Below are 13,836 nucleotides of genomic sequence, written 5' to 3' on the forward strand. Positions count from 1 at the left end.
CGTCGGGAGTGTGCAGTCCGGCGAAGAACTGCTGGTTCTCGTCGATGAAGTTGACCATGGAATACGGCGCGCCCGTGACCTCGGCGAGCCGGTCGGCGAAGGCGTCGAAGGCGAGGTCGGGGCACAGGCCTATGCCGAGCCTGCGCAGCCTGCGCACCCGGCTCGGCGCCTCCTTGTCGACGGGGGTGAGCAGCAGGTGCGCTGTCGTGTCGTACATCAGGTGTGGGCTCCGTAGCTCGGGGCGGCCGGGGCGTGGGCGAGGAGGTGCTTGACGAGGGTGAGCAGCGTCGCGATGCCGGAGCTCGAGATCCGCGCGTCGCACCGCACGACGGGCACCCGGGGGTCGAGGTCGATGGCGGAGCGCACTTCTTCGGGTTCGTAGCGGTAGCCGCCGTCGAATTCGTTGATCGCGACGATGAAGCCCATGCCGCGCTGCTCGAAGAAGTCGACGGCCGCGAAGCAGTCCTCCAGACGGCGGGTGTCGGCGAGGACCACCGCGCCGAGCGCGCCTTCGGAGAGTTCGTCCCACATGAACCAGAAGCGTTCCTGTCCGGGCGTTCCGAAGAGGTAGAGCACGTGCTCGGGATCGAGGGTGATGCGCCCGAAGTCCATCGCCACGGTGGTCGTGGTCTTGTTCTCGACGCCCGACAGATCGTCGGTGCCCTCGCTGACCGTGGTGAGGAGCTCCTCCGTACTGAGCGGCGCGATCTCGCTCACCGCGCCGGTGAAGGTCGTCTTGCCGACCCCGAAACCGCCCGCGATCAGGATCTTCAGCGCGGTGGGGAAGGGGTCAGAGCTGTCGTCGTAGTCCATCGAGCACTGCCTCCAACAGGGACCGGTCGGTGGGGTTGTGATAAAAGTCCGGGGCTCTCAGGGTGAGGGCCCCGCAGTCGACGAGATCGGAGAGCAGCACCTTGGTCACGACCGCGGGCAGCTTCAGCTGCGCCGCGATCTCCGCGACCGACGTGGGTGCCGCACAGAGCCCGAGGGCCGCCGTGTGATCAGGCCCCGGGTAGCCGATGACCGGCGCTCCGGTGGCCATCACCTGGGTCAGCAGGTCCATGTGGGCACTCGGACGGGTCCGTCCGTCGCTGACCGTGTAGGGGCGGACGAGACGCCCGGCGGATTCGTCGAGCCATGGCCCGTCGTGCGGGGCCGCCACGCTCAATGCCTCATCGGCGCGGGTTCGCCGGCGAGCTGCCGGGGGGCGGTCATCAGGTAGGGGCGCACGCTCTTGACGAGCATCGCCATTTCGTAGCCGAGCACGGCCGCGTCCGCGTCGCGCCCGGCGAGCACCGCCAGACAGGTGCCCGAGCCCGCCGTCGAGACGAACAGGAGGGTGGAGTCGAGCTCCACGACGACCTGGCGCACGTCACCGCCGTCACCGAACCGGATGCCCGCGCTGCGCCCCAGTGAGTAGAGCCCGGAGGCCAGGGCCGCCATGTGGTCGGCGCTGTCCGGGTCGAGGCCGTGGACCGACTTCACGAGTCCGTCCGAGGAGAGCAGGACCGCGCTGTGGGTGTGCGGCACGCGCTGCACGAGTCCGCTCATCAGCCAGTCGAGGTCGGATACCTGCCCTGTCGGCGCATCGCTCGCCATGGTGGATCGACTCCTTGCGGTACGAGGATCTGCCGGAGCAGATGGGGTGGTGGCCGGGTGGTGAGGTTCAGCCACCCTGGTCGCCTCCGTCACGGGGGACGTTGAGGTCGGGTTCGGGTGCCGGGTCGCGCGTCTCCTGTGCGGCGGCGAGTCCGATGCCGCGCTGGAAGGCGGCCATCAGGCCCGGGTCGTGGCCGACGTGGTGTTCGCTCTCCGGGCGGGGAGCGGGGGCGTCCCGCAGTTGGGGCGCGATGTGTTCCTGGGCGCGGCGCTTGGGCAGCTGCGGCTTGCCCACCCGGCCGCGTACGGCTCCGTTGAGGGGGGTGGGCGGTGTCCCGGCGTGCTCGGCCACGGCCTGCCGGTCCTGCGGCCGGATCCCCGGCACGGCTTCGGCAGGGGTCGGCCTGCCCTCCCTGCTGCGCACGGGCAGCGGGGCGGGCCCGGAGCCGTTCACCGCGTGGCCGTTCACCGCGGAGCCGTTCACGGCAGCGGGGGCGGGGGCGTGCGGGGCGCTCGACGGTGCGTCCTGCTGGGGCCCGCGCGCCGCGGGGACCGGTTGCGGGCGGAGGGCCGCCGCGGGCCCGGGTGCCGTTTCGGGTACGGCGGCGGGGGCGGTCGGCGGCATGGATTGCGGGGCAGGCTGCGGGTGCCCCGCAATGCCCGCATCGTGCTGCGGCTCGGTGCCGAGGAGTCCCTGCGGCAGGATCAGCACGGCCTGCACGCCGCCGTAGATGTTGGTCTGGAGGCGGACCGCGATGCCGTGCCTGCGGGCGAGCGCGGAGACGACGTAAAGGCCGATCCGCCCGTCCTGGAGGAGGCTCGCGACGTTGACCTGGTCCGGGTCGGCGAGCAGGTGGTTCATCTTGTTCTGCTCGGTCAGCGGCATGCCGAGCCCGCGGTCCTCGACCTCGACGGCGAGTCCGGCCGTCACCAGGTTGGCGCGCAGCAGGACCTGGGTGTGCGGGGCGGAGAACACCGTGGCGTTCTCGACGAGTTCGGCCAGGAGGTGGATGACGTCGGCGACGGCGTGGCCGCGCAGGGTGCCCGCGATCGGCGGCACCAGCTTGACCCGTGAGTACTGCTCGACCTCCGCGATGGCCGAGCGGAGCACCTCCGTCATGGAGACGGGGTTGCTCCACTGGCGGCGCGAGATGGCGCCGCCGAGCACGGCGAGGTTCTCGGCGTGCCTGCGGATGCGGGTGGCCAGGTGGTCGACGTGGAAGAGGCCCTTGAGCAGGTCCGGGTCCTCGACGTCGTTCTCCAGCTCGTCGAGGATGGAGATCTCGCGGTGCACGAGGGACTGCAGGCGCCGGGCCAGATTGACGAAGACTTCGACCTTCTGTTCGCTGCCCGCGTGGCTGGAGAGCTGCGAGGCCTGCACGACGGCGGCGACGGCGACGTCCTGGGCCCGGGAGAGCTCGTCGGAGAGCAGCCCGAACTCGTCGCCGTCCGGGGCGGTTCTGACGGGGGCCCGGCGCGGGGGCGGCCCGTCGCCGCGGCGCAGCTTCTCGACGACTTCGCGCAGTTCGGCCTGGCCGCGGGCGGTGGTGCGGCGCAGGGTGCCGACGCGGTCGCGTACGGAGGCCGCGGTGCGGTTGGCGGCGACGGCGGCGATCACGACGCTGGCCAGGCTGATGGCGCCCGCGGCGCCGAGGACGAGAAGGAGCGGGGGATCGAGCGGGCCGGGGGCCGACCGGACGATGAACAGCACGGCGGCACCGGCGCAGAGCAGCACCGCGACGACGGGGAGCACGGCGATGCGCAGGAGCTGCGGCCGTATCCGGGCCTCGGGCAGCGGCGCGGCGGGTCGGCTCGCTGGCCTCCCGTGCCTTCCGCCCTCACGGCGGTCTGCGCGGGCGGCCGGTGAGCGAAGGTGAGACATCAGCGTCCTCGGTCAGGGAGCGGGCTCCGACGGGCGCGCGACGCGTGGCTTCGCGGCATCGCCGTACCGGTCGGGAGGGATCGGGCGGGATGGCCGTCATGATCCCTGCGTCGACCGGCGGACACTCACGGTAGTCACCAACGGTTCAAGTGCGTGGGGCAGTTGACGAAGTCCGGCACTCAGCAACCCGCTCTGGTATGACGCGTCGCACGACCGTCTGATTACGGCGGGAACTCGGCGCCCGATCAGCCCGATCAGGACGTGGACTCGCCTCTGTCCGAATCCCGTTGAGAATCCGACGCCGATTGACGAGAGTCGGTGCCATGCACTTCTTCTGCTATCACCGTGACCGGTCCGGCTCCCTGGAGTTGCGCGAAAAGCTCGTCGAGGACCACTGGTCCTACATGGACCGGTTCGCGGCGGAGCTGATCGCCCGCGGCCCGACGTTCGCCGCCGACGGCGAGACGCCCACCGGCAGCGTGCACATAGTCGACCTGCCGGACCCGGCCGCCGCACGCGCGTTCGCCTTCGACGAGCCGAACTACCAGGCGGGCGCCTACCGCGACGTGCTGCTGCGCCGGTGGCGCAACACACTGGGGCGCACCATGTGGGATTTCCCCGGCGGGAGTGCGGGCGGCAACAGGTACCTGGTGATCGGCCTCGGCGCGGGGTACTCAGCCGACCTCGACGTGCCGCCCGGCGGGGACGACCTCATCGCGTACGGGCCGCTGCTGTCCGACGACGACACCAGCTGGCTGGGCACGGCCGCACTGGTCAGGGCCGCGGACCCGGACGCGGCCCGCGCCGTCCTGGTCCCGCGGCGCTACGCCTCGATCGAGGTCCACGACTGGGAGTTCGGCGGCCGGCGGTAAGGCGGAGGGCCGGCCGCGTCCGGAGGCGTCAGCCGACCCGCGCCGCCTCGGGCTCCCCGGTGCCCTCCGTGCCCGTCGCGCGGGTGGCGGGCCCGGCCCGCCCGGCGGCCGCGGCGACGGTCTCCGGAGGGGTCCATCCGCCCTCCGGCTCGATCGCGACGCCGCGCCACCACGGCTCCGAGGGAACGGCGTCCGACGCGGGTTCGAACGGCTCCCCCGGCACGGGCAGCGCGATCTTCGCCCCCGCGGCGCCCGCCGCGGCGACCGTGCCCTCGCCGGGTGCGGACCACGGGTGCGGCGCGAGATTGAAGGTGCCCCAGTGGATCGGCAGCAGCACGCCGTCGGGCCGCCCGCCCTGGAGGTCCAGGTGCGCGCGCACGCCCTCCTCGGGCGTCATGTGGATGTCGGGCCAGAACTCGGAGTAGGCGCCGATCTGGATCATCGTGACGTCGAAAGGCCCGTGCTCCGCGCCGATGTCCCGGAAACCGCTGAAGTAGCCGGTGTCCCCGCTGTGGTAAATGCGGTGCTCGGGTCCCGTGACGGCCCAGGACGCCCAGAGGGTGTGCTGGAAGTTGCGCACGCCGCGACCGCAGAAGTGGCGCGCGGGCGTCGCCGTCAGGGTCAGGTCCCCGACCTTCGCGGTCTCGTTCCAGTCGAGCTCGCGCAGCCGGTCGGCGGGGACGCCCCAGCGCTCCAGGTGGGCGCCGACGCCGAGCGGCACGGCGAACACCGTGTCCGTGCCGGCCAGGGCCCTGATGCTGGGCATGTCGAGGTGGTCGTAGTGATCGTGCGAGATCACCACCACGTCCACCGGGCCGAGCGCCGCGAGCGGCACCGGTACGGGATGCAGCCGCTTGGGGCCGACCCAGGAGAAGGGGGAGCACCGCTCGCCCCAGACCGGGTCGAAGAGCACCCGCTGCCCGTCGATCTCGGCGAGCACGCTGGAATGCCCCATCCAGGTGATCCGCAGGCCGTCGGCCGGCGGCTTGGCCAGGTCGGCGAGGGTCGTGGAATGCACGGGGACGGTGCCCGAGGGGCCGCGCCTGATCCGCTCCTCCTTGCGGAAGTAGATCTTCGCGAACTCGAGCGACGAGCCGGTGGGCCGGGTTCGCGCCCCTTCGGGGTTCTGGAAGGACCCGTCGGCGAAGTTCGGCGATCTGTGGATCCTCGCGAGCCGCTCACCGGCCGGATCCGCGCCGAAGGCGGCGGTCCTGAGCGAGCGGAGCCCGGGGCTCAGCGAACGGGACACAGCACCTCCTGGAAGCGATAGGTCAGATCTCCATTATGTGCACCCCCTCCGGCAACGGCCGTCCGGAGGGACCCGCACCGGCCATGTCCGCTGCGCCGCGTGGTGTACTGCTACTGATTCCCCATTCAGTAGGAGATCGCTTCATGTCACCGGCTCACACGCCTCTGCTCGCCCTCACCTGGACGGATCACCTCACCGGCCACAGGGGCTATCTGGTCGTCGACCGGCTCGTACGGGGTGTCTGCAGCGGCGGCCTGCGGATGCGCCCCGGCTGCACCCTCGACGAGGTCGCGGGCCTTGCGCGCGGGATGACGATGAAGGAAGCCCTGCACTACGACCCGAGCGCCCGCTACGTCCCGCTCGGCGGCGCCAAGGGCGGCATCGACTGCGATCCGCGCGCCCCGGAGGCCTACGACGTCCTGGTGCGCTACCTGCGGGCGATGCGCCCGTACATCGAGAGCTCCTGGACCACGGGCGAGGATCTGGGCCTGAGCCAGGACCTGGTCGACAAGGCGGTGGCGGAGGCGGGCCTGGTCTCTTGCGTCCAGGCCGTCTACCCGCTCCTGGACGACGAGGCGGCGGCGCGTGAGCGCCTGGCGGACGCGTTCGCCGTGCGGGTGGACGGGATCGGCCTGGCCGAGCTGGTCGGCGGCCACGGGGTCGCCGAAGCGGTCCTGGCCGCCCTCGACCGCGCGGGGCACGCGCATGCGGGCGCGCGCGTGGCGGTGCAGGGGCTCGGCACGATGGGCGGTGCGACCGCCCGCTACCTGTCGCGCGCGGGCCTGACGACGGTGGCCGTCGCCGACATCAGGGGCACGATCGCCAACCCGGCCGGACTCGACGTGGAGGCGCTGCTCGCCGCCCGCGACGCGCACGGCACGGTGGACCGCTCCGCCCTGCGCCCCGGCGACCGCGAGCTGCCGGGCGAGGAGTGGCTGGCCGCGGAGGCGGACATCCTGGTCCCTGCCGCGGTGTCGTACACCGTCAACCGGGTCAACCAGGCTCACATCAAGGCCCGTTGGATAGCGGAGGCGGCCAACATGCCGGTCCTGCCGGAGGCGGAGGCGCTCCTCGCGGCGCGCGGCGTCACCGTCCTGCCGGACGTCGTGGTCAACTCCGGCACCAACGCCTGGTGGTGGTGGACCCTGTTCGGTGACATCGGGGCCGACGCGGACGAGGCCTTCGCGTACACACGGCGCTCGATGCGGAGCCTGGTCGACGTGATGCTGGGCCGCGCCGATGCGGACGGCACGACACCGCGTGCGGCCGCCCACGCGCTGGTCGCCGACCGGCTGCCGGGGATCGGCGAGCGGTTCGGCTGGTACGCGGCCTCCTGAACGCACACGGCCGCACACCGTCGCACGCAGACACGCGTAGACCGGAGGTGTATAGGCTGCCCGGCGTGGCGAGAGTGCGGTTGAGCGTGGCGGAACGGCGGGCGGAGCTCCTTGCCGCGACCGTCGAACAGATCGAGGTGCGCGGTGTGGCGGCCGTGCGCATCGCGGACGTGGCCGCGGCGCTCGGGGTGAGCAACGCTCTGGTCCTGTATCACTTCTCCACCAAGGAGAAGCTGGTGTCGGCGGCGTTCGCGCACGCCGCGCAGGCCGACCTCGCCCACCTGCACACCCTCCTGAAGCGCCGCACCACGGCCCTGCGCCGCCTGCGCGCCGCCGTCCGCTGGTACGCCCCCACCGGCCAGGCCAAGGGCTGGCGCCTGTGGATCGAGGGCTGGTCGGCCGCCCTGCGCGAACCCGCGCTGCGTACGGTGACGCGCGACCTGGACCAGCAGTGGAAGGCGGCCCTCGCGGGCGTCATCGCGGAGGGCGTCACGGCGGGCGAGTTCACCTGCGCCGACCCGCGTGACACGGCGCTGCGCCTCACGGCCCTGCTCGACGGCCTCGCGGTGCAGATGACCGCGTACGGGGGCACGCTGCCGCGCGCCCGGATGCTGGCCTGGGTGGACGAGGCCCTGACGCGGGAGCTCGGCCTGCTGCCGGCCGGCTCCCCCACGGGCTGACGGCTGCCTTCAGGAAGCCGATTCGATGTGCATCCGTACGGTGTACGGGTCCACGCTGCCCTTCGCCTCCACGTGGTCTCCCGACGACTCTCCCCGCAGCCGCCGCCCGAACCACGGCACCAGGTACTCGCGCGCCCAGTTGATGTCGTCGCGCCGCACCTCAAGCGTGCCGCGCGGCGGCTCCGGGGGCCACGGCTGGTCCGGGTCCGCGGGGACTTCGAGGCCCAGGACCTGGGCCGCGCGGAGCGCCACGCGGGTGTGGCCCTCGGCGGACAGGTGCAGGCGGTCGCCGTCCCAGGCGCGGCGGTCCTGGATGGTCTTGAGGGACCACAGGTCGAGGACCGGGCAGCCGTAGCGGTCGGCGATCGCGCGGACGTGGCCGTTGTACGTGGCGATCTTGCCGCGCAGGTGCTTGAGGACCGGCACTCCGCGGGTGTCGAAGCCGGTGGTCACCATGACCGTGCCGACCGCCGACGTGAGGTCGGCGACGGCCCGCTCGAACCGCTCGGCGACCTCGTCGGGGTCGGTGCCGGGACGGATGATGTCGTTGCCGCCCGCGCAGAACGACAGGAAGTCGGGGCCCATCTTCTTGGCGAGCGGCACCTGGTCGGCGACGACCTGGTCGAGCAGCTTGCCGCGTACGGCGAGGTTGGCGTACCGGAAGGTGTGCTCCGGCATCCGGTCGTCGAGCAGGACGGCCAGGCGGTCGGCCCAGCCGACGAACGTGCCGTCCGGGCCGGGGTCCCCCACGCCTTCGGTGAAGCTGTCGCCGACCGCTGCGTAGGAGGTGAATGTGTCAGGGATGAAGGATGTCGACTCTGCTCTCACGTCGTCATATCTTTCACCTCGCTAAGTGACCTACGCCACCGTAGGGAGGGGTTGACGGAGGGTGAGATAAGCCACCGGTCAAGTTTCCTTCAAGCCCGGAATACACGGCGGACCCGCGCGGCAGCGCCCGGGCTCGACCGGCCTCACCTGTGAGGCAACGCTCATGCACCGGCAGTGATTGCCTCAGGAACCCATGTCGTATGGTCGAAGCCGCAATCCCCACCGGCGAGTCGCGCCGGCGGCCGCATGGGAGGAGCCCCCGTGACGCAGCAAGTCCCTCCAACAGAGCTGTCGGAGCCCGAGCTGACCGGAGTCCGCAACTTCCGTGACGTGGGCGGACTTCCGACGGTGGACGGCCGCCGGGTCCGGCCGGGCCGGCTCTTCCGCAGCGGTCACCTCGCGCACGCCACGGCGGCCGACACGGCGTTCCTCACCTCCCTGAACCTGCGCACGGTCTACGACTTCCGCAACGCCGCCGACCAGCGGCTCGAGGGCCCGGACGTCGAACTGCCCGGCGTACGCAACGTGAACCTGCCGCTGACCGACCCGGCCCACGGCGCCGAGTTCTGGACGATGGTGCGCGACGGCGACCTCGACCAGCTGCGCGCGGCCCTGGCCGACGGGCAGGCCGCGGGGCGCATGACCGACACGTACCGCGAGATCATCAGGGACCGCACCGCCGAACACAGCCGTGTGCTGCACGAGATGGCCGCGGACAGCGTGCCCGCGCTGATGCACTGCGCCGCGGGCAAGGACCGCGCGGGCCTTTCGATCGCCGTCGCCCTGCTTGCCGTGGGCGTCGAGCGCGACGCCATCGAGGCGGACTACCTGGAGTCGAACGCCACCCACCGCCGCTACAAGGTGCGCCGCGGCGACAACTCCCCCAGCGCCCTGTCCCCCGAGATCATGCAGTTGCTCAGCCCGCTCTTCGAGGCCCGCGCCGAGTATCTGGCCGTCGCCTTCGAGACGATCGAGCAGACCTGGGGCGACACGGACACCTACCTCGCCGAGGGTCTCAAGGTGACCCCGCAGACCCGCGAGCGGCTCCGCGAGCACCTCCTGGACTGATCCCTGTGCCGCCCGGACTGCCGCCGGGCCCTACTGGTTCTGCGCGCCCAGCGTGAACAGCAGGTAGATGAAGGCGGCGAAGAGGTGGCCGACGGCCACGTAGACGATCAGCCGGATCCACAATCCGCGGGGGAACTTCTCCTCCAGGGACATCTTCTTCGCGGCGGGCACGGGGTCCCGCCCGGACTGCTGCGCTTCAGGTTCCGTCATCGCGAATCTCCCGGGGTGGGGCTGTGCGGGGCCCCGCCGAGGCACAGCGCGGTGGCGGGGCTCTGCAGCAGGGTGTGGACGAAGAGAAGGTCGGCGCCGAGGTGATCGGCGGCGGCGATCCGGTGCGGGGTCAGCGAGTCGAAGTGCGCGCTGTCGCCGGGGTCGAGCGTGTACGCGGTGTCCCCGAGCCGCAGCCGCAGGCGCCCCTGGAGGACGTACAGCCATTCCTCGCCGGGGTGGACGCGCACGATGTCGCCCTGTGCCCCGTGCGGCACGTGCACCCGCAGCGCCTGCATGCCGCGGCCCTGCGCGCCCGCCTGCCAGTAGGTCCAGCCGCCCGCCCTGGTCGGTTCCATGTCCGGGGCGCGGACGATCGCGTCCCGGTCGGCGGGCGTCTCGCCGAGGAGCTCCGAGACCGTCGTACCGTAGGTACGGGCCAGGGCGAGCAGCATGGGCAGGGACGGCTGGCGCTGCCCGGTCTCCAGACGGGAGAGATGGGCGGGCGAGAGTCCGACGGTGCGGGCCGCGGCCTCCAGCGTCAGCGCGGCACGGCGCCGCAGCTCACGCAGTTGCGGGGCAACGGCGGGCAGGTCGTCAACAGCCCTGTCGCCCTCCGGGGCGACCGGTCCGGGCTCGGCATCGCTCATACCCCGATTGAGCCAGGGCCTTGCCTCCGAGGCAACTTTATTGCCTCAGAGGCAAAACTTCCGGCCGCAGGCCATGGCCTCAGCGGTTGGCGACCGCCTGCTTCACCAGGGTCTTCCCGAAGTCCCACATCAGGCCGCCCCCGCTGTGCGCCTCGTCCATCACCGCGGTGAAGGCCGCCACGAAGCGGTCGACCTCCCGCTCCCCGACGATCAGCGGCGGGATCAGTTTGATGACCTCCAGATGGTCACCGGAGACCTGGGTGAGGATGCGGTGCTTCTGCAACAGCGGCACGACCACCATCTGCGCGAAGAGGCCCTTGCGCGCCGCCTGGAGCATCGTCCAACGGCCGCGCAGCTTGAGCGACTTGGGACGGCCGAACTCAATGCCGACCATCAGGCCGCGGCCGCGCACCTCGCTCAGCAGCTCATAGCGGTCGACGAGCGTGCCGAGGCGCGAGGCGAGCAGCTCACCGGTCATGCGCGCGTTCTCGACGGTCTTCTCGTCGTCCATGACGGACAGGACCGCGAGCCCGGCCGCCATGGCCTGCGCGTTGGACCCGAAGCTCGCCGAGTGCACAAGGACCCGGTCCATGGACGAGAAGACCTTCTTGAAGATCCAGTCCTTGCCGAGGGTCGCGCCCACCGGCACATAGCCGCCCGACAGGGCCTTGGCCACGCACACCAGGTCCGGCTCGACGCCTTCCTCGTGCTGGTAGGCGTAGAAGTCGCCGGTCCTGCCCAGGCCCGTCTGCACCTCGTCGGCGATGAGCAGCGCCTTGTGCTGATGGAGCAGCTCCTGCGCGGCGAGCAGATAGCCGGGCGGCGTCGCGTGCACGCCCTTGCCCTGGATCGGCTCCAGGATCAGCCCGGCCACGTCGCCCTTCTTCAGCTCCGCGCGCAGGGCGTCCAGATCGCCGAGCGGGATCGCCGTGTCGGGCAGCAGCGGCGCGAATCCGTCCCGGAAGCCGGACTCGCCGTTGACCGAGAGGGAGCCCGTCGTCAGGCCGTGGAAGGCGTGCGTGCAGTACAGCACCCTGGGCCTGCCCGTCGCGTACCGCGCGAACTTCAGCGCGGTCTCGACGGCCTCCGTGCCGCTGTTGCCGAAGAACACCCGGTCCAGGTGCGGACTGTGGGCCAGCAGCTTCTCGGCGAGCAGGCCGGGCAGCGGCTGGCAGTCGAAACGCGTCAGATCGGCGAGCGAGGCGTCCAGGACGTCGTGCAGCGCCTTGCGTACGACGGGGTGGTGGCGGCCCAGGCCCATCACCCCGAAGCCGGCGAGCATGTCGAGGTAGTCGTTGCCCTCCGCGTCCCAGAAGTACGCGCCCTCGGCCCGTTCGTAGACCTTGTCGAAGCCGATGGTCTGCAGCATGCGCGGCAGCTGGTGGTTCAGGTGCCGCGCGTGCAGTTCGTAGCGCTCGGCGCCCCGCTCGGCGAGGAGTCTGCCGAGGTCGAACTCCTTGGTCATGCTGTGTGCTCCTTGGCTGCGAGGGTGGCGCTGATCCGCCCCGCGATCTCGACCGGCGTGAGCCCGAGGTCCGCGAGCACCTCGCCGCGCTTGGCGTGCGCGAGGAACTGCTCGGGGATGCCGAACCGCCTTACGGGTACGTCGACTTCGGCTTCCGAGAGCGCGAGGGCGACGGCCGCGCCGACCCCGGCCGCCCGGCTGTTGTCCTCGACGACCGCCACGACACGGCGCCCGGCGGCGAGCGCGGGCAGCTCGGCGTCGACCGGCTTGACCCAGCGGGGGTCGACCACCGTGCAGGCCAGGCCGCGCTCGCGAAGGAGCTCCGCGGCCTGGAGGCAGACCGGCGCCATCACGCCGACCGCCACGAGGAGCACCTCGGCATCGGGGTCCTGGCTCAGCACGTCCATGCCGCCGATCCGGTCCACCGCGGGGATCGCGGGCCCCACCGACTCCTTGGGGAAGCGCAGGAGCGTCGGCGCGTCGTCCACGGCGACCGCTTCGCGCAGCTGCGCGCGCAGTTGGTCGGCGTCGCGCGGGGCGGCGATGCGCAGCCCCGGCACGACCTGGAGGATCGACATGTCCCACATGCCGTTGTGCGAGGCCCCGTCCACGCCCGTGATCCCGGCCCGGTCGAGGACGAAGGTGACACCGCACTCGTGCAGCGCGACATCCATCAGGAGCTGGTCGAAGGCGCGGTTGAGGAACGTGGCGTAGACGGCGACGACGGGGTGCAGGCCACCGGTCGCGAGCCCGGCCGCGGATACGGTGGCGTGCTGTTCCGCGATGCCGACGTCCCACACCCGGCCGGGAAACTCCGCGGCGAACTTCGTCAGGCCCACCGGGTGCAGCATCGCCGCCGTGATCGCCACGACGTCGGGCCGCTCCCGTCCTACGCGTACGATCTCGTCGCCGAACACCGAGGTCCAGGACGGCCCGTTGGAGGGTGCGAGCGGTTCGCAGGTCAGCGGGTCCATCACGCCGACCGTGTGGAAGCGGTCGGCTTCGTCGGCGAGCGCGGGTTCGTAGCCGCGGCCCTTCTCGGTGAGGCAGTGGACGATGACGGGGCCGTGGAAGCGTTTGGCACGTCGCAGTGCCGACTCGACGGCCGCGGTGTCGTGCCCGTCGATCGGCCCGACGTACTTGAGGCCCAGGTCCTCGAACATGCCCTGCGGCGCGAAGGCGTCCTTGAAGCCCTTCTTGGCGCCGTGCAGCGACTCGTACAGCGTGTGCCCGACGACGGGGGTGCGCTGGAGTATGTCCTTGCCCCAGGCCAGGACCTGTTCGTAGCTGTCGGTGGTGCGCAGTGTGGCGAGGTGGTCGGCGAGGCCGCCGATGGTGGGGGCGTACGAACGCTCGTTGTCGTTGACGACGATGATCAGCGGCTGGTTCTTCGCGGCCGCGATGTTGTTGAGCGCCTCCCAGGCCATGCCGCCGGTCAGCGCGCCGTCGCCGATGACGGCGACGACGTGCCCGCGCTCGCCCAGGACCTGCCGCGCCTTGGCCAGGCCGTCGGCCCAGCCGAGCGCGGTCGACGCGTGGCTGTTCTCGACGATGTCGTGCTCGGACTCGGCGCGCGAGGGGTAGCCGGAGAGGCCGCCCTTGCCGCGCAGCTTGGAGAAGTCCTGCCGGCCCGTCAGGAGTTTGTGCACGTAGCTCTGGTGGCCGGTGTCCCAGACGATGCGGTCGACGGGTGACTCGAAGACCCGGTGGAGGGCGATGGAGAGTTCCACCACCCCGAGGTTGGGCCCGAGGTGACCTCCGGTCCTGGCGACCGCGTGCACCAGGAACTCCCGTACCTCCTCGGCCAGTTCGTCGAGTTCGGACTCGGTCAGTGCCTTCAGGTCGCGCGGCCCCCGAATGGTTTCCAGGATGGTCATGCTCGGGCCCCCTCTGTGGTTGAACTCAGCTCACGGTGACGTCGGGCACCCCTGAGGTGACGCCCTCGCCCTCCATCTGTGCGGCGATCTTCATCGCCTCTTCGATGAGCGTCTCTACGATC

At 71.6% G+C, this 13,836-nt stretch carries 14 protein-coding genes and 1 pseudogene; 4 read left to right on the forward strand and 11 right to left on the reverse strand.

The window, feature by feature from the left end; translation table 11 throughout:
- The 5 genes and pseudogenes from ACQKIP_RS15000 to ACQKIP_RS15020 all read right to left on the reverse strand — a co-directional run.
- A pseudogene (locus ACQKIP_RS15000) lies at positions 1-220 on the reverse strand (GAF domain-containing protein); the annotation flags it as partial.
- On the reverse strand, positions 217-813 hold the full coding sequence (locus ACQKIP_RS15005; protein ID WP_361185495.1) for a GTP-binding protein: 597 nt from the start codon (positions 811-813) through the stop codon (positions 217-219). The pseudogene ACQKIP_RS15000 and the gene ACQKIP_RS15005, both read right to left, overlap by 4 nt.
- On the reverse strand, positions 791-1,162 hold the full coding sequence (locus ACQKIP_RS15010) for a DUF742 domain-containing protein (protein WP_365855208.1): 372 nt from the start codon (positions 1,160-1,162) through the stop codon (positions 791-793). The genes ACQKIP_RS15005 and ACQKIP_RS15010 overlap by 23 nt, the downstream gene beginning before the upstream one ends.
- Positions 1,163-1,164: 2 nt before the next feature.
- Complete coding sequence (locus tag ACQKIP_RS15015; protein WP_365855210.1) at positions 1,165-1,599, reverse strand: roadblock/LC7 domain-containing protein; 435 nt, start codon at positions 1,597-1,599, stop codon at positions 1,165-1,167.
- Positions 1,600-1,666: 67 nt separating this feature from the next.
- Positions 1,667-3,481 carry an ATP-binding protein gene (locus ACQKIP_RS15020; protein ID WP_365855212.1) on the reverse strand — a complete coding sequence of 605 codons (1,815 nt, stop codon included), beginning with the start codon at positions 3,479-3,481 and terminating at the stop codon, positions 1,667-1,669.
- Between the two features lie 323 nt (positions 3,482-3,804).
- Here ACQKIP_RS15020 and ACQKIP_RS15025 point away from each other — a divergent pair, with 323 nt between their 5' ends.
- Positions 3,805-4,353, forward strand: coding sequence for a YciI family protein (locus ACQKIP_RS15025; RefSeq protein WP_365855214.1), 549 nt, complete (start codon positions 3,805-3,807; stop codon positions 4,351-4,353).
- Between the two features lie 28 nt (positions 4,354-4,381).
- On the opposite strand, the gene ACQKIP_RS15030 is transcribed toward ACQKIP_RS15025, so the two are convergent.
- Entirely contained in the window at positions 4,382-5,602 is a 1,221-nt protein-coding gene (locus tag ACQKIP_RS15030) for an MBL fold metallo-hydrolase (RefSeq protein ID WP_365855216.1), read from the reverse strand.
- 143 nt (positions 5,603-5,745) lie between these two features.
- Here ACQKIP_RS15030 and ACQKIP_RS15035 point away from each other — a divergent pair, with 143 nt between their 5' ends.
- Positions 5,746-6,939, forward strand: a complete 1,194-nt coding sequence (locus ACQKIP_RS15035) for a glutamate dehydrogenase (protein ID WP_365855218.1) — start codon at positions 5,746-5,748, stop codon at positions 6,937-6,939.
- Positions 6,940-7,004: 65 nt separating this feature from the next.
- Entirely contained in the window at positions 7,005-7,619 is a 615-nt protein-coding gene (locus tag ACQKIP_RS15040; RefSeq protein WP_365855220.1) for a TetR/AcrR family transcriptional regulator, read from the forward strand.
- Positions 7,620-7,628: 9 nt separating this feature from the next.
- On the opposite strand, the gene ACQKIP_RS15045 is transcribed toward ACQKIP_RS15040, so the two are convergent.
- Positions 7,629-8,447 (reverse strand): SGNH/GDSL hydrolase family protein, encoded by an 819-nt coding sequence (locus ACQKIP_RS15045; protein ID WP_365855222.1) that lies wholly within the window; start codon positions 8,445-8,447, stop codon positions 7,629-7,631.
- A gap of 261 nt (positions 8,448-8,708) precedes the next feature.
- Here ACQKIP_RS15045 and ACQKIP_RS15050 point away from each other — a divergent pair, with 261 nt between their 5' ends.
- Complete coding sequence (locus ACQKIP_RS15050) at positions 8,709-9,515, forward strand: tyrosine-protein phosphatase (protein WP_365855224.1); 807 nt, start codon at positions 8,709-8,711, stop codon at positions 9,513-9,515.
- A 30-nt stretch (positions 9,516-9,545) separates the two neighbouring features.
- Here the strand turns inward: ACQKIP_RS15050 and ACQKIP_RS15055 are convergent, their stop codons facing one another.
- The 4 genes from ACQKIP_RS15055 to dxs all read right to left on the reverse strand — a co-directional run bounded on the left by ACQKIP_RS15055 (position 9,546) and on the right by dxs (position 13,714).
- Positions 9,546-9,668, reverse strand: a complete 123-nt coding sequence (locus tag ACQKIP_RS15055; protein WP_365855791.1) for a DUF6126 family protein — start codon at positions 9,666-9,668, stop codon at positions 9,546-9,548.
- A 53-nt stretch (positions 9,669-9,721) separates the two neighbouring features.
- Positions 9,722-10,372 carry a helix-turn-helix domain-containing protein gene (locus ACQKIP_RS15060; RefSeq protein WP_365855226.1) on the reverse strand — a complete coding sequence of 217 codons (651 nt, stop codon included), beginning with the start codon at positions 10,370-10,372 and terminating at the stop codon, positions 9,722-9,724.
- 79 nt (positions 10,373-10,451) lie between these two features.
- Positions 10,452-11,837: an aspartate aminotransferase family protein gene (locus tag ACQKIP_RS15065; RefSeq protein WP_365855228.1), complete on the reverse strand. Its 1,386-nt coding sequence runs from the start codon at positions 11,835-11,837 to the stop codon at positions 10,452-10,454.
- Positions 11,834-13,714 carry a 1-deoxy-D-xylulose-5-phosphate synthase gene (gene dxs, locus ACQKIP_RS15070; protein ID WP_365855230.1) on the reverse strand — a complete coding sequence of 627 codons (1,881 nt, stop codon included), beginning with the start codon at positions 13,712-13,714 and terminating at the stop codon, positions 11,834-11,836. Before dxs ends, ACQKIP_RS15065 begins: the two co-directional genes overlap by 4 nt.
- Positions 13,715-13,836 lie beyond the last annotated feature (122 nt).

It is taken from the genome of Streptomyces sp. NPDC059900 (assembly GCF_050270335.1).
Lineage (GTDB): Bacteria > Actinomycetota > Actinomycetes > Streptomycetales > Streptomycetaceae > Streptomyces.

Bases quoted from the DNA above. Each gene is read 5' to 3' on its own strand.
- ACQKIP_RS15005 (WP_361185495.1), bottom strand. From the start codon at position 813: ATGGACTACGACGACAGCTCTGACCCCTTCCCCACCGCGCTGAAGATC.
- ACQKIP_RS15015 (WP_365855210.1), bottom strand. From the start codon at position 1,599: ATGGCGAGCGATGCGCCGACAGGGCAGGTATCCGACCTCGACTGGCTG.
- ACQKIP_RS15020 (WP_365855212.1), bottom strand. From the start codon at position 3,481: ATGTCTCACCTTCGCTCACCGGCCGCCCGCGCAGACCGCCGTGAGGGC.
- ACQKIP_RS15025 (WP_365855214.1), top strand. From the start codon at position 3,805: ATGCACTTCTTCTGCTATCACCGTGACCGGTCCGGCTCCCTGGAGTTG.
- ACQKIP_RS15035 (WP_365855218.1), top strand. From the start codon at position 5,746: ATGTCACCGGCTCACACGCCTCTGCTCGCCCTCACCTGGACGGATCAC.
- ACQKIP_RS15055 (WP_365855791.1), bottom strand. From the start codon at position 9,668: ATGTCCCTGGAGGAGAAGTTCCCCCGCGGATTGTGGATCCGGCTGATC.
- ACQKIP_RS15060 (WP_365855226.1), bottom strand. From the start codon at position 10,372: ATGAGCGATGCCGAGCCCGGACCGGTCGCCCCGGAGGGCGACAGGGCT.
- ACQKIP_RS15065 (WP_365855228.1), bottom strand. From the start codon at position 11,837: ATGACCAAGGAGTTCGACCTCGGCAGACTCCTCGCCGAGCGGGGCGCC.
- dxs (WP_365855230.1), bottom strand. From the start codon at position 13,714: ATGACCATCCTGGAAACCATTCGGGGGCCGCGCGACCTGAAGGCACTG.